Raw genomic sequence first — 18,410 nt, 5'->3', positions numbered from 1 at the left:
TCGGAATGTGCGGTGCGGTGGGGGCGACGGGTGGCCGCCCCCACCGGGAGATCACCAGCGGTAGTGGGCGAAGGCGCGGTTGGACTCAGCCATCTTGTGGGTGTCCTCACGCTTCTTCACCGCGGCGCCGAGACCGTTCGAGGCGTCGAGGATCTCGTTCATCAGGCGCTCGGCCATCGTCTTCTCACGACGGTCCTGCGCGTAGCCGACGAGCCAGCGCAGCGCGAGCGTGGTGCCGCGCGTGCCCTTGACCTCGACGGGGACCTGGTAGGTCGCGCCGCCGACGCGGCGGGACTTGACCTCGATGGCCGGCTTGACGTTGTCCATCGCGCGCTTGAGCGTGACGACGGGGTCGGTGCCGGTCTTCTCGCGGCAACCCTCGAGCGCGGTGTAGACGATGCGCTGCGCGACCTGCTTCTTGCCGTCCTTCAGGATCTTGGAGACCAGCTGCGAGACGAGCTGGGAGCCGTAGACCGGGTCGACGTCGATCGGCCGCTTCGGAGCGGGGCCCTTGCGCGGCATGTCAGCTCTTCTCCTTCTTCGCGCCGTAGCGGCTGCGAGCCTGCTTGCGGTTCTTCACGCCCTGGGTGTCGAGCGTGCCGCGGATGATCTTGTAGCGCACACCGGGGAGGTCCTTCACACGACCGCCGCGGACGAGCACGATCGAGTGCTCCTGGAGGTTGTGGCCCACGCCCGGGATGTAAGCGGTGACCTCGACGCCGCTGCTCAGGCGCACACGGGCGACCTTGCGGAGGGCGGAGTTCGGCTTCTTCGGGGTGGTGGTGTAGACGCGGGTGCAGACGCCTCGGCGCTGCGGCGATCCCTTCAGGGCAGGCGTCTTGTTCTTCGACACCTTGTCCTGGCGGCCCTTGCGGACCAGCTGGTTGATGGTGGGCACCGGGTGGTTCCCCTTCTTGTTCGCTCTCAGTACCGGGCACTCTGCCCAGCACGATTCGTCTCGGTGTCGTGGGAGGTGCTCCCGACCGGCGCCGCATCGGCGTCCCTGGACCCCCGCAGTCGGGCGTGTCGCCCTCTCGCAGGTTCTCACCGCGGGCGGTGGGAACGCTTTGCGTGCCGAAGGCCTGCGGTCACATCCCGCCGATCACTTCCGAGCACGCGCGAGCGCCTGGTCGTCCCAGACACGAGGATTGAGGCTACCCGGCGCGGTTGGAGCGGTCAAAACGCGTCGACGACGGGTGACGAGGGCGGCCGAGGCCAGCGTACCGAGGATGGTGAGCCCACCGCCGACGAACAGCGTGGACCGCGCCCCGAAGGTCTCCCCGATCCACCCGATGAAGGGCGACCCGAGCGGGGTGCCGCCGGTGAAGACCATCATGTAGAGCGCCATGACGCGACCGCGCATCTCGGGTGCCGAGTGCAGCTGCATGAAGGCGTTGGCGCTGGTGATCATCGTCAGCGCGCTGATGCCGAGCAGCGGGCACAGCAGCGCGTAGAGCCCGTAGGTCGGCATCGCCCCGGCGAGGATCTCGGCGGCGCCGAAGAGCACCGCGGCCCCGACGACCAGGCGGTGCCGGACGACGACCCGGCGCGCCGCGATGAGCGAGCCGGTGAGCGAGCCGACGGCCATGAACGTGCCGAGCAGCCCGTACTCGGTCGGGCCCTTGCCGAAGACCTGGGTGGCCATGAGCGCGCTGGTCAGCTGGAAGTTGAGCCCGAAGGTGCCGGTGAAGAACACGACGCCGAGCACGAGGAGGAGGTCGGGCCGGCTGCGCAGGTAGGCCACGCCCGCCCGCACCTGACCGCGCTCGCGGGCCAGCCGCGGCGTCGGGTGCAGCGCGTCGCCGTCGAGGCGCGCGAGGGTGAGGATGGGGGCCGCGTAGCTGACCGCGTTGAGCAGGATGACCCAGCCGGTGCCGGGCACGTCGTTGCCGAAGGCGGCGATGAGCAGGCCCGCGAGCGCGGGGCCGATGATGCGGGCGCTGTTGAAGCTGGCGGAGTTCAGGCCGACCGCGTTGGTGAGGTCGTCGGCGTCGACCATCTCCGAGACGAAGGACTGGCGGGCCGGGGCGTCGAAGGCGGACGCCGTGCCGAGCAGGAGCGCCAGCACGTAGACGTGCCACAGCTGCACCGTGCCGGTGACGGCCAGGAGGCCGAGGACGGCGGCCGGCACCGCCATGCCGACGTTGGTCATCTGCAGCAGCCGGCGCTTGGGGATGCGGTCGGCGACCAGGCCGGCGATCGGCGAGAGCAGCAGGAACGGGAGGAACTGGAGTCCGGTGGTGATGCCGATCGCGGCGCCGCTGCCGGTGAGAAGGAGCACCAGCCAGTCCTGGGCGACCCGTTGGAGCCAGGTGCCGACGTTGGAGACGAGGCTGCCGGCGGCGTAGCGGCGGTAGTTGCGGTTGTGGAGCGATCGGAACGTGGGACTCAAACCGGGGTCAGTCCTCCTGGGCGAGACGGTCGAGGAGCGGGGCGGCCCGGCGGAGCAGATCGCGCTCCTCGGTGGACAGGGCGGCGAGGCGGCGGGTCAGCCACTCGTCGCGCCGGCGCCGGTCGGCGATCACGGTGTCGCGACCGAGGTCGGTGAGCACGACGACGACCTGGCGGCCGTCGGTGGGGTGCGGACGGCGTTCGACGTAACCGCCGTCCTGCAGGCAGGTGACCGTGCGGGTCATCGACGGCGGCTGCACGCGCTCGAAGGCGGCGAGCTGGCCGACGGTCTGCTCGCCCTTGCGGTGGAGCAGGCCGAGCACCGCCATGGCGTTCATCGAGAGGTCGTTGCCCGGCTGGCGTTCGCTCGCCAACCGGCGACGCAGGCGCATGACGGCGATGCGCAGTTCGGCGGCGAGGCCCGCGTCGGTGCGCGCGACCTTCTCGACACTCGGCATGTCTTTAGCTTAGGTCATTACCTTTGCTCACGAAATGTCGGACGACGTGAGGCCGGTTACCCTGCACCCATGGATCTGCGCGAGGACGAACCCGGCCCCCGGGAGATCGGCCGCCGTACCTACGTCGTGGCCGCGGTCGAGCCGCTCGACGTCGACGGCGTGCGCAGCGTGCAGGTCGGCACGATCGCGTTCTTCGTCGCGTTCCTCGCCCTGCTGCCCTTCTACGGGCGCCTCCAGGACGACGGCCGCGGCTGGTGGCTGTGGACCTGCCTGACCGGCACCGGGCTCGGCCTGCTCGGCCTGGAGTACTGCAAGCGGCGCCGCCGGGCGCGGGAGGACCGCGCCGAGGAGGCGTGAGCGGCTCGACCCGAGCCGGTCACCGGCCGCGACGAGCCGGTGGAGGACCGATCAGAGGAACTCGATCTCGTCGTCGGTGAGGGTGTCGTGCACCGGCGGCGGGGGCGGCGTGGGCGCGTAGCGCTTGGCGAGCCGCACCTCGGAGTGCGCACCGCAGCCGTGGTCGAGGGAGACCACCCGGCCGTCGTCGTTGGCGTCGCCGTTGGCGCACACCCCGAACCGCTCCGCGAGCGGGCCGGCGAGGCGCACGAGGAAGCCGCACGACCAGCAGTGGTCGGGCGCGGCCTGGGCGATCGGCGAGCGCGGGCCGCCGTCGCCGTCGTACCAGCGCTCGGCGGCGCGGTCGCGGCCGAGCGGGCTGAGGGTGCGGATGCGCCCGAGGCCGAGGTCGCGGGCGACCTGGCGGATCTGGGCCTTCTCGTCGGCGTCGAGCGGGTCGTCACCGAAGGAGTAGGTGGGGACCAGGCGCGCATCGTCGTCGTCGACCGGGAGCAGGTCGCCGGGGCTGAGGTCGCCGGCGCGCAGGCGCTCGCGGTAGGGCACCCACGGAGGGGCGACGATCGCGTCGTCACCGGGCAGCAGGACGACCTCGTCGACGGTGACGTGCTGCTGGCCGTCGGGGCGGGCCACGGTGACGGCCCAGCGCCACCCGAGGTAGCCGCGGCGCTCGCAGGAGAAGTAGTGGGTCACGACCTCCGGGGCCTCGCCGACCGCACCCAGGTGCGCGCCGACGTCGGCGGGGTCGATGTCGAGCAGCAGCGCCCGGCGCGCGTCGTCCACCGCAGCGGCGGCGATCGGGTCGGGCGCCGTGGTCGCGAGCGAGTCAGCCGTCACGTCGGGAATCATGCCTCGTCGGTCCCATCCGTGTCAGGTCGGGCCCCGGATGGAGGGTGGAGGGCCGGGGGAGGCACGCCGCCGCCGTGTCCCGCGACCACCTCCGACCGGCGAGCAGGCAGGATGAGGCCATGACCCAGCAGCACTCCCCCGAGGACCTCCGGGACGGCGCGGGCGCTCCGGCGCGGCCGTCGTCGGCGGCCCGCCTCGGGGCAGGTGCGCGGGCCACTGCGCGCGGGGTCACCGGGGCGGCGCGGGCGACCACGCGGTTCTCCCGGTACGTCGGGGTGCAGGCCCGCCGGGCGGCCGGCGCGCAGGGCGCCGAGCAGTCGGGCCTCAACCGCCTCATCTACCTGCACTTCTTCAACACCGCCGGCGATGCTGCCGTGGCGATCTCCCTGGCCGGCAGCCTGTTCTTCCAGGTGCCCTCGGGCGAGGCCCGCGGTCAGGTGGCTCTCTTCCTCGGCCTGACGATGCTGCCCTTCGCCATCGTCGCGCCGCTCATCGGCCCCTTCCTCGACCGGTTCAGCCACGGACGCCGCTGGGCGATCGGCAGCACGATGGCGATCCGCGCGTTCCTCGCCTGGGCGCTGGCCAGCCAGGTCGACGGCGAGTCGCCGTGGCTGTTCGCCGCGGCCCTCGGCGTCCTCATCTCCTCCAAGGCCTACGGCGTCACCCGGGCCGCGGCGGTGCCGCGCCTGCTGCCGACCGACTTCACGCTGGTGAAGGCCAACGGCCGGGTGTCGCTGTCGGGCATCGTCGGCACCACGGTCTCGGCGCCGATCGCCGGCCTCGCCTCGCTCATCGGCCCGGAGTGGTCGCTGCGCTACGCGTTCGTGCTCTTCGCGATCGCCACCGTGTGCGCGATCCGCCTCCCCGACCGGGTCGACTCCAACCAGGGCGAGGAGCCGCTGGCGCTCGGCCCCGGCCCGATCGGGACGGCGCAGGGCCCGTCGCGTCGCCGGGCGCCCGTGCCGAGCGGGGTCGCGTTCGCGCTGCGCGCCAACTGCGGGCCGCGCTGGCTCTCGGGCTTCCTGCTGATGTTCCTGGCGTTCCTGCTGCGCGAGAACCCGCCGGAGACCTCGTTGTCCTCCGAGGTGCTCGTCGGCCTGGTGATCGGGGCGGCGGGCGCCGGCAACGCGCTCGGCGTCGCGGCGGCGTCCCTGCTGCGGCGCATCGACCCGCGGGTGACGGTCGTGGCCGCGCTCCTCGTCGACCTCGCGCTGTGCGCGGTGGCGACGTTCCTCTACGGCGTCCTGGCGCTGGCGCTGCTCGGCCTGGCCGCCGGCACCGCCCAGGCGCTGGCGAAGTTCTGCCTCGACGCGACCATCCAGCGCGACGTGCCCACCCGGGTGCAGGCCAGCGCCTTCGCGCGCAGCGACACCGCGCTGCAGCTCGCGTGGGTGGCGGGCGGGTTCGTGGGCATCGTGCTGCCCCTCGACCCGGCCACGATCGGCTTCGGGGTCGCCACCGGCGTGCTGGCCGCGTGGGCGGTCTACGTGCTCAGCGGGGCGCGGGCGACCCGGAGGCCGCGAGCCCGGACGGCCGTCTGAGCCTGGCAGTCGTCACGCGCCGTCGGCGTCCGGGTGCGGGCACTTCGAGGCTCGCTGCGCTCGCACCTCAGTGACCGACCGGGCTCGCTGCGCTCGCACCTCAGTGACCGAGGGGCCTCAGAGTTCGAGTTCGTCGGCCAGCGCGCGCAGGAGCTTGGCCACCGGCTTGGCGGTGGTGCGGTCGGGGTGCCGGCCGTGACGGTAGGCCTCGCCGATGCCGTCGAGGAGGCGGATGAGGTCCTCGACGATCGGGGTCATCTCGTCGGGCGTCTTGCGCTTGGCCTGCGACTGCTGGCGGGCGAGCGAGGGCTGCTTGTCCAGCACCCGCACCTGGAGCGCCTGGTCGCCGCGACGGCCCTGGGCGATGCCGAACTCGACGCGGGTGCCGTTCTTGATCGTCGTCATGCCCTCGGGCAGGGCGTCGGCGCGCACGTAGACGTCGGGACCGTCGTCCTGGGACAGGAAGCCGAAGCCCTTCTCGGCGTCGAACCACTTCACTCGGCCGGTCGGCACGGGTCTCTCCTCGGATGGCGGTGCGGGGTCGGGCCAGGATAGTGGGACGCCGGAAGGCGCCGCGAACCGATAGCGGCCCGTGATGCGCAGCGGTTCAGACCGCTGCGGCTAGCAGGTCGGGCGCGAGCGTCGTCGCGCCGAGGACGGCGCCGGCGTGGGTCGCGGCCAGGAGGACGAGGGCCCACAGCACCGCGGGGACGCCGGTGAGGTCGGCGAGCCGGTCGACGTCCGAGCCGCGGGGACGACGACGTCCGGCCGCGAGCAGCTCGACCACCGGCCGCGGGGCGCCGAGGAGCAGCAGCCACGCGACGAGGTACGCGGCGGCGGTGCGCACGTCGTCGGGCGCCCGCCAGGCCAGCAGTGCGAGGGCCGCACCGATCACGGTCACGACGAGCAGGCCGTAGAGGTTGCGCACCCACACCAGCAGCAGCGCGGCCACCACCACGCCGCCGGCCAGCAGCGCGACCGGGCGTCCGGCCGCGAGGGCGGCCACGGCGAGCAGGCCGAGCACCCCGGGCGCGAGGTGTCCGGCGGCGTAGACCGCGACGAGCCCCGGGCCGCGCGCCCGCCCGGAGGAGAGGGTCAGCCCCGAGGTGTCCTGATGCACCCGCACCCCGTGCAGCCGACGGCCGACGAGCAGCGCCACCGCCGCGTGGCCCGCCTCGTGGACGGTGGTGATGCCCAGCCGGACCAGCGTCCAGCTGCGGGCCCACAGCACCGCGGCCGCCGCGAACACCCCGGTACCGAGCACGACGGGGGCCCCGGGGAGCGGGCGGGTGCGCCAGACCTCCTCCAGCAGCGTCGTGACGCCCACGGGGTCGGGGATCACCGAGCGGCGAGGTCGCCGGCGAGGTGGTCGTCGAGCCAGTGCGGGAACTCGCCGAGATGGTCGAGGACGACGTGGGTGCCGGCGTCGAGGAGCTCCTCGCGGGTGCAGCCGCCGGTGAGCACCGAGACGCTCGTGACGCCGGCCGCCAGCGCGCCCTCGACGTCGTGCACGTGGTCGCCGACGTAGATCGAGGCGCCCTCGCGCCGCAGCACGTCGGCCTTCCCGACGCCCCACACCCAGCCCTCGAGGTGGTTGGGCTCGATGCCGAGGTGGTCGAGGTGGAGCTGGGCGTTGGCGGGGTACTTGCCGGTGACCACCAGCACCCGGCCCTGCCGCGCCCGGACGGCGGCGATCGCCTCGTGGGCGCCGGGCAGGGCGGGTACCGAGTCGATGGCGTAGCGCGGGTAGAGGGCGCGGAAGACGTCGCCGGCGGCGGGGATCTCGGCGGCCGGGAGGTAGGGCTCCAGCATGAGGTCGAGGGGCGGCCCGAGCTTGGCGGTCATCTCCTCGACCGGGAAGGACACCCCGAGCTCCTCGCCCAGCGCGACCAGCACGGCGCGGAAGCCGGGGACGGTGTCGATGAGGGTCAGGTCGAGGTCGAATCCCACCACGAGCGTCGACCGGTCCATGCCCCGCAGCGTACGGCGCCGGGGCCAGCGCTCCGGGGCCAGGACGCCGTCAGCGGGACAGGCTCACCGGCCACGGGTCACAATGGTGGGTCCCACGCGTCACCGTGGCCCCGCCCGAACCAGCGGGAGCCCGTCAGAACCAGCCCGAACCAGCCCGAACCAGCCCGAACCAGCCCAGGAGCATCCGTGTCCCGCCCGCACCGTCGTCGCAGCGCCCTCGTCGTGGCGCTGCTCGGCGTGCTCGCGACGGTCGGTTCGCTCCTGACGATCGCCCCGGTCGGGGCGGCCGGCGCGGCGGCGTCGGGCTCGCGGGACCTCTACCTCGTGGTGCTGGAGGGGCCCGGCACGGCCGGCCGCCCGAGCCTGCTGCCGGCGGCGTTCGTGCCGGTCGACCTGCTGGCCCAGCAGGACGCCGTCCTGGACTCCGTCGACGCCGCGGCGCCGGTCTACCGCTGGACCACCGCGCTCAACGGCGTCGCGGTCGAGCTCACCGCGGCCCAGGCGCGCGACCTGGCCGCCGATCCCCGCGTCGCCGACGTCGAGCGCAACGCCGTGCGACCGCTCGCGGGCGTCGCCGACCGGGCGGCGCTGGGCCGCTCGACCCGTCTCGATCCGCGGGGCGGGCGCGGCGTCGTCATCGGCGTGATCGACTCCGGCCTCGACGCCGACAGCCCCCTGTTCGCCTCCAGCCCCGGCCTGGGCCGCCGTCCCGCCGGCTACCGCGGCGCGTGCAGCGTCGCCGAGGGCTGGGGCGCCGACGCCTGCTCGGACAAGGTGGTCGGCGGCGACTGGTTCGTGGCCGGGTTCGGCGAGGACGCCGTGCGGTCGGGCTCGGCGCTCTCCCCCGCCGACGACGACGGCCACGGCACCGCCCTGGCCTCGATCGCCGCGGGCAACCCCGGCGTCACCGTGCGGACCGGCCCGACCGATCTGGGTCGCTTCTCCGGCGAGGCGCCGCAGGCGCGCATCGCCGCCTACAAGGCCTGCTGGACCGCCCCCGACCCCGCCGACGACGGCTGCTCGACCGCCGACCTCGTGGCCGCGATCGACCGGGCGACCGCCGACGGCGTCGACGTGCTCACCCTCGCCGTCGGCGGACCCTCCGACACGATCGACGCCGTCGACCTCGCCCTGCTCGGCGCGGTCGAGGGCGGCGCCGTCGTGGTCGCCGCCGCGGGCAACGAGGGCGACCGCGCCTACGCGGCGCATCCGGTGCCGTGGGTGACCACGGTCGGTGCCAGCGCCGGCATCCGCCGTCCGGGCGTGCTGCGGCTCCCCGACGGACGCCGGCTGACCGGCGTCATGACCGCCACCCGCGACGCCGGCCCCGCCCGCGTGGTCGTCGGCTCCCGCGTGCCGGCGCCGGGCTACTCGGCACGGGCCGCCGGCCAGTGCGTGCCGGGCAGCCTCGACGCGCGCCGGGTGCGCGACGCGATCGTGCTGTGCGAGCGCGGCCTGGTCGGACGGGTCGACAAGTCGGCCGCCGTCGCCCTGGCCGACGGCGCCGGCATGGTGCTCGCCAACACCCGCCGCCAGCCGCTCGAGACCGACCTGCACCGGGTGCCGACCCTGCACGTCGACCGCGCCACCGGCCTGGCGCTGCGCCGCTGGGCGCTGCGGCACCCGGCCGCCGAGGTGCGGCTCGACGCCCTGCCCGTGCGCTCGGCCCCGGCCCGGGTGCTCCCCTTCTCCAGCGCGGGCGATCCCTCGATCAGCGTGGTCAAGCCCGACGTCCTCGCGCCGGGCGCCGGCGTCATCGCGGCCACCACTGGACGCCGGTGGGAGTTCCTCACCGGCACCTCCGCCGCCACGGCCACCGTCGCCGGGGTCGCGGCCACCCTGCTCTCCCACGGCATGGGGCCGGCCGAGGTGCGCTCGGCACTGGCGACGACGGCGCGCGAGGTGCCCGGGGCCGCGGTCCGACGGGCGGGTGCGGGCGTCGTCGACGCCGCCGCGGCACGCCGTCCCGGCCTGGCGCTGCAGGTGCCGGCCACGGCCTACCGGCGCTGGCTGGACGGCGAGCGCACCGCCCTCGACCTGCCCGCGATCGTGCTGACCGCCGCCGCGCCGGTGCTCACCGACACCCGCACGATCACCAACACCACCGGACGCCGTCTCTACTTCTCCTCCTCCGCGGGCGGGTTCACCTCCCACCGCGCGATCGTCACGCCGGCGGCGGTGCGCCTGGCGCCCGGCGAGTCGGCCCGATTCCGGGTGCTGCTGCTGGGGCCGGCTGTCGCCGACGACGGCTGGGTGCTCTGGCGCGGGGCCACCGGCACCCGCACCCGCATCCCGGTGGTCGTCAACCGCTGACGGCCAGGGCCTCGGCCAGCGCCCGCACCGCGGGGACGCCGTCGGCCGCCGTGCGATGCAGCAGGGCACGGCGTCGGGTGCCGTAGGCGGCGCCCGACACCACGACGACCTCGGGGTGCCGGTAGGCCTCCAGGGCCGTGCGCGGCAGCAGGCTGACCCCGAGCCCGAGCGCGACGAGCTGCTGCACCACCACGTAGTCGTCGCTGACGTGGCGCACGCGCGGCTCGAAACCGGCCTCCGCGCAGCGGCGCACCGCGTGGGCGCGGCAGCGCACGCACCCGACGATCCAGGGGTCGTCGGCGAGTGCGGCGAGCCGCGGACGGCGTCCGAGCCCGGCCGCGCGCTCGGCGGGGAGCACCAGGTCGACCGGCTCCTCCCCCAGCGGCACCCGGACGACGCCCGGGAGGGGGTCGACGGCGTCGTCGGCGTAGTCGAAGACCAGCGCGAGGTCGACCGCACCGGCCCGCAGCTCCTCGGTGGCCTCGGGCGGCTCGGCCTCGGTGAGCTCGACGTCGAGCTCGGGGTGGCGGGTCTGGAGCAGCGAGATCGCCCGCGGGACGACGGTGGCGGCGGCGGAGGGGTAGGCCGCCAACCGCACCCGGCCGCGCCGCAGCTGCGCGACCGCCGCGAGCTCCTCCTCGGCCAGGTGCAGCTCGCCGGCGATGGTGTCGGCGCGGGCCAGCAGCAGGCGCCCGGCCTCGGTGGGCACGACGCCACCGGGCCCGCGCTCGAGGAGCCGACAGCCGGCCGAGCGTTCGAGCGCCTGGAGGTGCTGACTGACGGCCGGTTGGGTCCACCCCAGGTCGCGGGCGGCCGCCGAGATCGAGCCGGCGCGCACGACCGACCGGAAGAGCACCACGCGACGCGGATCGAGCACGGCGGCCTCCTCGGGGTTCGTTCCCGCACTATCAGCTCAGCTTATGGCCGACTCTAGAAGATGACGGATTCTCTTGGGGTCGGTCGCTCGCCATCCTGGACCCATGCGCACCCTCGGACTCCTCGGCGGCATGAGCTGGCACAGCACCATCGACTACTACCGCGTGCTCAACGAGCAGGCCGCGGCCGCGCTCGGCGGCCACGCCTCGGCACCCATCACGCTCCAGTCGGTGGACTTCTCCCGCATCCGGGCCCTCCAGGTGGCCGAGGACTGGGACGGCGCCGGGCGCCTGCTCGCCGAGGCGGCCCGCCGCTGCGAGGCCTCGGGAGCCGACGCACTGCTCATCTGCACCAACCTCATGCACCGTGTGGCCGACGCCGTCGAGGACGCCGTCGACCTGCCGCTGCTGCGCATCACCGACGCGATCGCCGCGCGGGCGCTGGCCGAGGGGCACCGCACGGTGGGTCTGCTGGGCACCCGGTGGACGATGGAGGAGGACTTCTACGTCGGTCGGCTGCGGGCGGCCGGGCTCGAGGTCGTCGTCCCGGACGCCGCCGCACGCGCCGAGGTCGACCGGATCATCTTCGAGGAGCTCACGCGCGGCGTCGTCTCCGCTCCGAGCGCCGCGATCTACCGCGGACTGCTGCACGACCTGGCCGCGGACGGCGCGCAGGCGGTCGTGCTCGGCTGCACCGAGATCCAGCTGCTCGTCGGCGCCGCGGACTCCCCCGTGCCGCTGCTGGACTCCATGCGGGTGCACGCCGAGGCGGCCGCGGCCTGGGCCCTCGACGGCGTCCTCGCGGCGGTCTGATCGACCGGGCGGCGGTCAGGCGACCGGCGCGGGCGCCTCGGCCATCGCGACGAGCGCCGCCAGCGCGACGGGCGCGTCGGCGGTGACCATCGGGCCGATCTGGTCGGCACCGGGACCCTCGATGGTGGTGTGCACGGTGACCAGCGCGCCGTCGCCGTGGGCCTCGACCCGGTGGTCGATGTCGATCACGAGCTCGCCGAGGGTGAGCCGGTCGACGTAGCGCTCCTCGGCCCGCACGACGGTGAGCTCGAAGGGGGCCTCGATGCCGCCGGCGAGGGTCAGGGTGCCGGTGGTGCCGATGCGGAAGGGGCCGTCGAGGACGACCCGCTCGACCGGCGGGTCCCACTGGGCCCACGTGCCGGTGTCGCTCCACAGTCGCCAGATCGCCGCGGGGCTGGCCGTGGTGGCGATGCTGCCCTCGTGCTCGAACGTCATGGGCGGACGCTAGAACAAGTTCTCGTTCGGCGCCAGAGCACTCCACCCGGACGGCGGCGGGCCGCGAGGTCTGCCGGGCCCGACCTCGCAGCACGGATCCTCACCCGGTGCGTCGCACCCGCATGGCGCGGTCGCCGCAGCGCAGCACGTCGCCGTCCTCGAGGGCGAGCGGCTCCGCGGCGACCCGGCGCGCCGCGTGGCCGCGCACGACGTAGGTGCCCTCGGCCGACCCGCGATCGGCGACGGTGAGGACGCCGTCGTGGGCGACCTCCAGCACTGCGTGGGTGGTGGCCAGCGACAGGTCGTCGCTGGGCAGGGCGACCAGGCGGCCGCCCGGTTCGTCGGCGCGGGGCGCGGGTGCCCGCCCCAGCAGCGTGCGGGACCCTAAGACGATGTCCTCGCCGGTGTCGACCAGCAGCCGCCAGGGGCGGGTGTGGCGCTCGACCCGGGCCGCGAGCCCCAGCCGGCCGAGGTCGACCGTGGGCGGCTCGTCGACGGACGGCTCGTCGACGGGCGGCTCGGGTGGGGCCGGGACCGGTGCGGTGATCACCGTCGGCTGCGCCGCAGCGGCCGGGCGGGCGGCCCGCACGTCGACGGCGAGGGAGCCGACCAGCCGGTCGTGCCAGGCCCGCCGGCGCGTGTCGCCGGCGGCGCTCCAGGCCAGCAGGGTGGCGCCCGCGCCGGCGGTGGGCACGACCGCGGGCAGCAGGAGCGTCGAGCGCAGCAGCCCCCGCGGGACTCCCAGCGGCCGACCGGTGTCGGCGTCGAGGACCCGGACGCCGACCACGCGTCGTCCGGGCGTGGCGCCGGTACGACCGAGGTCGACCGCCAGCAGCACCCACACCAGGAGCACCGCGACGACGGCGATCGCCGCAGCGGTCGCGACCGCGACTCCCTGCGCGGCCGCCGCGAAGGCGACGACTCCGACGACGCCGAGCAGGGCGTGATCGAGGAGCCAGGCGCCGAGGCGCCGATCGAGCAGCGCCGGCGTCGCATCGGCGTCAGCCGGCCCGCCGGGACGACGGGCACGGGTCCCGCGCGGTGCGGGGGCGGCTCGGGTCACGCACCGACCCCGAGCTCGATGGTCAGCCCGTCGCCGAGGTCGACGACGACCCCGGGGGTGACCGCCGCCGGGATGCCGGGGCGCAGGGTCTCGGGCGGTCGTCCGGGCCGGATGACCAGCGTGCCGTTGGTGGAGCCGAGGTCGGTCACGGTGGGCACGAGCGGGTCGGGCACACCGGGCCGGATCTCCAGGTGGGTCGAGGAGATCTCGTGGTGCGGGCTGGGCACCGCGACCAGGCGCACCTCCTCGTCGGGGTCGGGGCCCAGCGCCCGGGGCGCCCGGCCGATCACCACCGGCCGGTCGAGGGCGATCTCGCCGACCTCCCCTGCCGAGAGGCGCAGGACCGGGGTCGCGGCAGGGACGGCGGGCACCGCGGGCTCGAGAGGCTCGGGGTCGGACACCTCGTCGTCGAGCCCGCCGAGCAGCGCCGCGAGCGGCACGGTGAGCGGATCGGGCTGCAGGACGGGCCGTGGCCGGATCGGCTCGACGGGCGCGGGCGCCTGGACGACAGGCGTGGGCGCCTCGATGACCGGCGCGGGCGCCGCGACGGCGGGCACGGGTGCCTCCACCACCGGCATGGGTGCCTCCACCACCGGCACGACCGCGGGCTCGACCCCCGGCACCTCTACGCCGCCCAGGCGTACGACGAGGGGGCCCGACGGCGCGTCGCTCCAGCCGGGGCCCGGGCCGCCGACCCCGTCGACGGTGGTGAGCAGCACCCGCGCGCCCGCAGGCAGGCGCGCCTCACGCCAGCCGACGTCGTCGGCAGCGCGCAGCGGCACGTCGTGGTCGGGGAGGTGGGCCGCCCAGGCACCGCGCACGGCCACGCGGACGGCGTCCGGCTCGTCGCGCACGAGCGCGAACCCGGGACGCCCGCGCACACCGGCCGCGAGGACGACGTCGAGGAGGTGCTCGAACAGATCGGGGACGGCGTCAGCGCCGGCCAACAGCGCCCACAGCGGCCCGACGGCGTCCTCGGAGCCGGGGACGACGACCGTGCGGCGATCAGCCGAGAGCAGCGCCACGTGCGGGCCGGGCAGCAGGCGGGGCGTGATGCGGGTCATCGGCCACCGCCCGGGTTCGCTGCCACCGGTAGCGTTGCAGGGATGGCCGAGACCGGATTCCGTTCGCTCGCCGACCAGCTGCGCAGCTGGTCGGACGACCGGGTGTCCCGTCTGCTGCTCGCACGTCCCGACCTGGCCACTCCCACCCCTCACGATTCCGGCCAACTGGCCTCCCGGGCGGCGACGAGGTCGTCGGTGCTGCGCGCCCTCGACCAGCTCACCCGGCTCGAACTCTCCGTGCTTGATGCCCTGGTCGTCGCCGGCCAAACCAGCCGCGAGGAACTCCTGGGGACGGTGCACGCCGACCCGGTCGCTGCCGGCGCCGCCCTCGACCGGCTCCTCGACCTCGCCCTGGCGTGGGAGTCGGCGCAGGGGCTGCGGGCGCTGACCGGCGTCGCCGAGTCGCTGGCCGCCGGTCCGGGCACGAGCGGTCTGCGGCCCCGCTCGCCCGAGCCGCCGCCGGCCGCGGAGATCAAGGCCGCGCTGGAGGCGGTCTCGCCCGAGGCGCGCACGCTGCTCCAGCACGTGGCCGACCAGGGCGGGGAGGCGACGACGTCCGGCTCGCGCCACACGGTCTCGGTCGACGACGCCCGCACACCCGCCGAGGAGCTGCTGGCGCGGCGCCTGCTCGTGCCGCGCGGAGGCAGCACCGTCGTGCTGCCCGGCGAGGTGGGGCTGGCGTTGCGCGGCGGGCGCACCACGCTCGAGCCGGTCGACGCGATGCCCGAGATCGCGACGTCGTCCCGGTCGGCGGCGCTCGTCGACCGGGCGGGGGCCGGTGCGGCCTTCGAGGCCGTGCGCCGCGTCGAGCTCGTGCTCGACGAGTGGAGCCTGCGCCCGCCGACGGTGCTGCGCAGCGGCGGCCTGGGGGTGCGCGACCTCAAGGCGATCGCCGCGCTCCTGCAGGACGACGAGGCGACCGCGGCGCTGTGGGTCGAGACCGCCTTCGCGGCACGTCTGCTCGCGGCGGGCATGAACCCCGACGGCGACCTGTGCTGGTTGCCCTCCGATCGCTTCGACACCTGGTCGGGGCTGCCGACCGCCGAGCGCTGGGCCGTACTGGTGACCGCATGGCTGGAGAGCGACCGGCTGCCCGGTCTGGTCGGCGCCCGCGACACCGCCGGCAAGGCGTGGAACGCGCTGCAGCCCGAGCTCACCGGCGTCCACCAGGTGGAGGCGCGCCGCATGACGTTGGCGGCGCTCGCCGATCTGCCCGCCGGCCAGACGCTCGCGGCCGGCACGGGCCTGCCGTCGCTCACCGCCCATGTCGCGTGGCGGCGTCCGCGCCGTCCCCGCACCCGGGCCGATCAGGTGGCCTGGGCAGTGCGCGAGGCAGCCGCCCTCGGCGTCACCGGCCTCGACGGCCTGACCTCCTACGCCCGACCCCTGCTCGACGGCGACACCGACGCCGCGACGGCGGCGCTCGCCGCGTTGCTGCCCCCACCGGTCGACCATGTGCTGCTCCAGGCCGACCTCACCGCCGTGGCGCCGGGGCCGCTGGAGTCGGCGTTGGCACGTCGGCTGCAGAGCGTGGCCGAGGTCGAGTCACGCGGCGGCGCGACGGTCTACCGGTTCACGGCGTCCTCGGTGCGGCGCGCCTTCGACATCGGCTGGAGCGCCGCCGAGGTGCACGCCTTCCTGGCCGCGGTCTCGCGCACGCCGGTGCCGCAACCGCTCACCTACCTCGTCGACGACACCGCCCGCACACACGGCAGTGTGCGGGTCGGCCATGCCGAGGCGTTCCTGCGCTCGGACGACGAGACGGCGCTCGCCGAACTGCTGCACCATCCGCAGGCCGCCGCCCTCGGGCTGCGTTGCATCGCCCCGACCGTGCTGGTCTCCGACACCCCCATCGACGTGCTGCTCCCCCGCCTGCGCGAGATGGGCGCGGCGCCGGTCGTCGAGGCGCCCGACGGCACGGTGCACGTGGCACGTCCCGACGCGCTGCGCGCCCGCACACCGAAGGCGGCGCGCGCCGAGGGCGCCCGTCAGGCCCGCGACGCCGCACGGGTCAGCGCGGTGGTCACCGCGATCCGCGCCGGCGACCGGGCCGAGGCCAGCCGGCCCGCAGCGCCCACGGGGTCGCCGCTGACGCCGTCCGGGGCGCTCGCGGTGCTGCGCGAGGCCGTCGAGACCGGCGAGAGCGTCGTCATCACCTACGTCGGCGACGACGGGGTGCGCACCGAGCGGGTCGTCGACCCCCGATCCGTCGAGGGCGGGCGGCTGCTGGCCCGCGACCACCGCAGCGACGACGTCCGCGCGTTCGCCGTGCACCGCATCGTCGGCGTCCGCGCCCTCGGGGCCTCCGTAGGCTAGGACGTTGTGAACGACGGCCCCCTGATCGTCCAGTCGGACAAGACCCTGCTGCTGGAGATCGACCACGACCAGGCGGCAGCCTGCCGCAAGGCGATCGCGCCGTTCGCCGAGCTCGAGCGCAGCCCCGAGCACGTGCACACCTACCGGCTCACACCGCTGGGGCTCTGGAACGCCCGCGCCGCCGGCCACGACGCCGAGCAGGTCATCGACACCCTGCTCAGCTACTCGCGCTACGCCGTCCCGCACGCGCTGCTCATCGACATCGCCGAGACGATGGCGCGCTACGGCCGGCTGCGGCTGGAGAAGCACCCCACGCATGGGCTCGTGCTCTCCTCCTCCGACCGCCCGGTGCTCGAGGAGGTGCTGCGCGCCAAGAAGGTGGCCGGCATGTTCGGGGCCCGCGTCGACGACGACACCGTGATCGTGCACCCCTCCGAACGCGGCAACCTCAAGCAGGCGCTGCTCAAGCTCGGCTGGCCGGCCGAGGACTTCGCCGGCTACGTCGACGGCGAGGCGCACCCCATCGCCCTCGACCCCGACGGCTGGTCGTTGCGGCCCTACCAGCAGGAGGCCGCCGAGTCGTTCTGGCACGGCGGCTCTGGCGTCGTCGTCCTGCCCTGCGGGGCGGGCAAGACGCTGGTCGGCGCGGCGGCGATGGCGCACGCCCAGGCCACGACGCTGATCCTGGTGACCAACACCGTGTCGGCACGGCAGTGGAAGGACGAGCTGCTGCGGCGCACCTCGCTGACCGAGGACGAGATCGGCGAGTACTCCGGCGCCGTGAAGGAGATCCGGCCGGTGACCATCGCGACCTACCAGGTGCTGACGATGCGCCGGAAGGGCGTCTACCCGCACCTCGAACTGCTCGACGCCCGCGACTGGGGCCTCATCGTCTACGACGAGGTGCACCTGCTGCCGGCGCCGATCTTCCGGATGACCGCCGACCTCCAGGCTCGCCGTCGCCTCGGCCTCACCGCCACCCTCGTGCGCGAGGACGGCCGCGAGGGCGACGTGTTCTCCCTCATCGGACCCAAGCGCTACGACGCCCCGTGGAAGGACATCGAGGCCCAGGGCTGGATCGCGCCCGCCGACTGCGTCGAGGTGCGGGTGACCCTGCCGTCGTCCGACCGGCTCGCCTACGCGACCGCCGAGCCCGAGGAGCGCTACCGCCTCGCGGCCTGCACGCACCACAAGGTCGACGTCGTCCGCTCGCTGGTGGCGAAGCACCCCGACCAGCCCACGCTCGTGATCGGGCAGTACCTCGAGCAGCTCGACGAGCTCGCCCGCGCCCTCGACGCCCCCGTCATCACCGGCGACACCCCCGTCAAGGAACGGCAGCGGCTCTTCGACGCCTTCCGCACCGGCGAGATCCGGATGCTGGTGGTCTCCAAGGTCGCCAACTTCTCCATCGACCTCCCCTCGGCCGAGGTCGCGATCCAGGTGTCGGGCTCCTACGGTTCGCGCCAGGAGGAGGCCCAGCGCCTCGGACGCCTGCTGCGCCCCGGCCGCGACGGCAAGGTCGCCCGCTTCTACACGATCGTCGCCCGCGACACCGTCGACGCCGACTTCGCCGCCCACCGCCAGCGTTTCCTCGCCGAGCAGGGGTACGCGTACCGCATCGTCGATGCGGACGACCTCGAGGTGGGGTGAGTCGGCGTACCGGTGCTCGGGTGCTTTTCGGTGGTCGAGGTGCGGGGCGCCCTCCGGTGGTCGAGGTGCGAGGCGCCCCGGCGCCGAGCCACGAGACCCGGTGAGGTGGGCTGCTTCGTTGGGGACGTCGCCTGCCCGCGCCGACCGACCCCGGCTGCAGCGTTGGCTTCGGGTTGAAAGGCGCCGGCTACGCAGGTGGGTGGGCGCGGTCGCCTGTCGGGTCGCCGTTCGCGTCGGGTTGGAAGGCGCTGGCTAGGTGGGTCCCGGCTGCCTCTCGGGTGCGGGGGTCTCGCGGCTCGCTGGCGCTCGCACCTCGA

General features: G+C 75.0%; 18 protein-coding genes. 6 read left to right on the top strand and 12 right to left on the bottom strand.

All coding sequences use genetic code 11. The annotated features are described in order from the left end of the window. Nucleotides 1–51 precede the first annotated feature (51 nt). From rpsG to ABD671_RS10305, 4 genes are all read right to left on the bottom strand, one after another. Nucleotides 52–522, bottom strand: coding sequence for a 30S ribosomal protein S7 (gene rpsG / locus ABD671_RS10320; RefSeq protein ID WP_344733267.1), 471 nt, complete (start codon nucleotides 520–522; stop codon nucleotides 52–54). 1 nt (nucleotide 523) lies between these two features. Next, a complete protein-coding gene (gene rpsL, locus ABD671_RS10315) occupies nucleotides 524–898 on the bottom strand; it encodes a 30S ribosomal protein S12 (protein WP_028636428.1) in 375 nt (124 codons plus the stop codon). A 204-nt stretch (nucleotides 899–1,102) separates the two neighbouring features. Continuing rightward, the gene (locus tag ABD671_RS10310) at nucleotides 1,103–2,392 is read right to left on the bottom strand and encodes an MFS transporter (RefSeq protein WP_344733266.1); all 1,290 of its coding nucleotides are present in this window, start codon (nucleotides 2,390–2,392) and stop codon (nucleotides 1,103–1,105) included. A gap of 7 nt (nucleotides 2,393–2,399) precedes the next feature. Beyond that, nucleotides 2,400–2,849 (bottom strand): MarR family winged helix-turn-helix transcriptional regulator, encoded by a 450-nt coding sequence (locus ABD671_RS10305; RefSeq protein ID WP_344733265.1) that lies wholly within the window; start codon nucleotides 2,847–2,849, stop codon nucleotides 2,400–2,402. A 69-nt stretch (nucleotides 2,850–2,918) separates the two neighbouring features. Between ABD671_RS10305 and ABD671_RS10300 the strand changes: the two genes are divergently transcribed. Beyond that, nucleotides 2,919–3,206 carry a DUF2530 domain-containing protein gene (locus ABD671_RS10300; protein ID WP_344733264.1) on the top strand — a complete coding sequence of 96 codons (288 nt, stop codon included), beginning with the start codon at nucleotides 2,919–2,921 and terminating at the stop codon, nucleotides 3,204–3,206. 51 nt (nucleotides 3,207–3,257) lie between these two features. Here ABD671_RS10300 and ABD671_RS10295 read toward each other — a convergent pair whose 3' ends face one another. After that, nucleotides 3,258–4,040 (bottom strand): DUF3027 domain-containing protein, encoded by a 783-nt coding sequence (locus ABD671_RS10295; protein WP_344733263.1) that lies wholly within the window; start codon nucleotides 4,038–4,040, stop codon nucleotides 3,258–3,260. 131 nt (nucleotides 4,041–4,171) lie between these two features. On the opposite strand from ABD671_RS10295, the gene ABD671_RS10290 reads away from it, so the two are divergent. Then, on the top strand, nucleotides 4,172–5,593 hold the full coding sequence (locus tag ABD671_RS10290; protein ID WP_344733262.1) for an MFS transporter: 1,422 nt from the start codon (nucleotides 4,172–4,174) through the stop codon (nucleotides 5,591–5,593). A gap of 117 nt (nucleotides 5,594–5,710) precedes the next feature. On the opposite strand, the gene ABD671_RS10285 is transcribed toward ABD671_RS10290, so the two are convergent. The 3 genes from ABD671_RS10285 to ABD671_RS10275 form a co-directional block, all read right to left on the bottom strand. Further along, on the bottom strand, nucleotides 5,711–6,106 hold the full coding sequence (locus tag ABD671_RS10285) for a cold-shock protein (protein ID WP_344733261.1): 396 nt from the start codon (nucleotides 6,104–6,106) through the stop codon (nucleotides 5,711–5,713). A 94-nt stretch (nucleotides 6,107–6,200) separates the two neighbouring features. Next, the gene (locus tag ABD671_RS10280; RefSeq protein WP_344733260.1) at nucleotides 6,201–6,920 is read right to left on the bottom strand and encodes a M50 family metallopeptidase; all 720 of its coding nucleotides are present in this window, start codon (nucleotides 6,918–6,920) and stop codon (nucleotides 6,201–6,203) included. An 11-nt stretch (nucleotides 6,921–6,931) separates the two neighbouring features. Further along, nucleotides 6,932–7,564, bottom strand: coding sequence for an HAD family hydrolase (locus tag ABD671_RS10275; RefSeq protein ID WP_344733259.1), 633 nt, complete (start codon nucleotides 7,562–7,564; stop codon nucleotides 6,932–6,934). 186 nt (nucleotides 7,565–7,750) lie between these two features. Between ABD671_RS10275 and ABD671_RS10270 the strand changes: the two genes are divergently transcribed. Beyond that, entirely contained in the window at nucleotides 7,751–9,877 is a 2,127-nt protein-coding gene (locus ABD671_RS10270) for a S8 family serine peptidase (protein WP_344733257.1), read from the top strand. Here the strand turns inward: ABD671_RS10270 and ABD671_RS10265 are convergent. Continuing rightward, nucleotides 9,867–10,754, bottom strand: coding sequence for a LysR family transcriptional regulator (locus ABD671_RS10265; RefSeq protein ID WP_344733256.1), 888 nt, complete (start codon nucleotides 10,752–10,754; stop codon nucleotides 9,867–9,869). The two genes, ABD671_RS10270 and ABD671_RS10265, sit on opposite strands and share 11 nt — an antisense overlap. A 103-nt stretch (nucleotides 10,755–10,857) precedes the next feature. Here ABD671_RS10265 and ABD671_RS10260 point away from each other — a divergent pair, with 103 nt between their 5' ends. Then, nucleotides 10,858–11,565, top strand: a complete 708-nt coding sequence (locus ABD671_RS10260) for an aspartate/glutamate racemase family protein (RefSeq protein WP_344733255.1) — start codon at nucleotides 10,858–10,860, stop codon at nucleotides 11,563–11,565. 15 nt (nucleotides 11,566–11,580) lie between these two features. Here ABD671_RS10260 and ABD671_RS10255 read toward each other — a convergent pair whose 3' ends face one another. The 3 genes from ABD671_RS10255 to ABD671_RS10245 form a co-directional block, all read right to left on the bottom strand. Further along, nucleotides 11,581–12,000, bottom strand: a complete 420-nt coding sequence (locus ABD671_RS10255; RefSeq protein WP_344733254.1) for an SRPBCC family protein — start codon at nucleotides 11,998–12,000, stop codon at nucleotides 11,581–11,583. A 100-nt stretch (nucleotides 12,001–12,100) separates the two neighbouring features. Beyond that, entirely contained in the window at nucleotides 12,101–13,063 is a 963-nt protein-coding gene (locus ABD671_RS10250; RefSeq protein WP_344733253.1) for an RDD family protein, read from the bottom strand. Further along, nucleotides 13,060–14,127 (bottom strand): FHA domain-containing protein, encoded by a 1,068-nt coding sequence (locus ABD671_RS10245; RefSeq protein WP_344733252.1) that lies wholly within the window; start codon nucleotides 14,125–14,127, stop codon nucleotides 13,060–13,062. The genes ABD671_RS10250 and ABD671_RS10245 overlap by 4 nt, the downstream gene beginning before the upstream one ends. A gap of 42 nt (nucleotides 14,128–14,169) precedes the next feature. On the opposite strand from ABD671_RS10245, the gene ABD671_RS10240 reads away from it, so the two are divergent. Continuing rightward, nucleotides 14,170–16,443: a helicase-associated domain-containing protein gene (locus ABD671_RS10240; RefSeq protein WP_344733251.1), complete on the top strand. Its 2,274-nt coding sequence runs from the start codon at nucleotides 14,170–14,172 to the stop codon at nucleotides 16,441–16,443. Between the two features lie 6 nt (nucleotides 16,444–16,449). Continuing rightward, nucleotides 16,450–18,093: a DNA repair helicase XPB gene (locus ABD671_RS10235; RefSeq protein WP_344733250.1), complete on the top strand. Its 1,644-nt coding sequence runs from the start codon at nucleotides 16,450–16,452 to the stop codon at nucleotides 18,091–18,093. The last annotated feature ends 317 nt before the right edge of the window (nucleotides 18,094–18,410 follow it).

The sequence above is a fragment of the Nocardioides fonticola genome (assembly GCF_039536805.1).
Classification (GTDB): Bacteria; Actinomycetota; Actinomycetes; order Propionibacteriales; family Nocardioidaceae; genus Nocardioides; species Nocardioides fonticola.
Note: the sequence above shows the minus strand (reverse complement) of the source record. Positions and strands in the feature narration are given on the sequence as shown.

Coding starts and splice junctions, on each gene's coding strand:
- ABD671_RS10275 (WP_344733259.1), bottom strand. CDS start 7,564: ATGGACCGGTCGACGCTCGTGGTGGGATTCGACCTCGACCTGACCCTC.
- ABD671_RS10240 (WP_344733251.1), top strand. CDS start 14,170: ATGGCCGAGACCGGATTCCGTTCGCTCGCCGACCAGCTGCGCAGCTGG.
- ABD671_RS10260 (WP_344733255.1), top strand. CDS start 10,858: ATGCGCACCCTCGGACTCCTCGGCGGCATGAGCTGGCACAGCACCATC.
- ABD671_RS10245 (WP_344733252.1), bottom strand. CDS start 14,127: ATGACCCGCATCACGCCCCGCCTGCTGCCCGGCCCGCACGTGGCGCTG.
- ABD671_RS10305 (WP_344733265.1), bottom strand. CDS start 2,849: ATGCCGAGTGTCGAGAAGGTCGCGCGCACCGACGCGGGCCTCGCCGCC.
- ABD671_RS10300 (WP_344733264.1), top strand. CDS start 2,919: ATGGATCTGCGCGAGGACGAACCCGGCCCCCGGGAGATCGGCCGCCGT.
- ABD671_RS10255 (WP_344733254.1), bottom strand. CDS start 12,000: ATGACGTTCGAGCACGAGGGCAGCATCGCCACCACGGCCAGCCCCGCG.
- rpsG (WP_344733267.1), bottom strand. CDS start 522: ATGCCGCGCAAGGGCCCCGCTCCGAAGCGGCCGATCGACGTCGACCCG.
- ABD671_RS10290 (WP_344733262.1), top strand. CDS start 4,172: ATGACCCAGCAGCACTCCCCCGAGGACCTCCGGGACGGCGCGGGCGCT.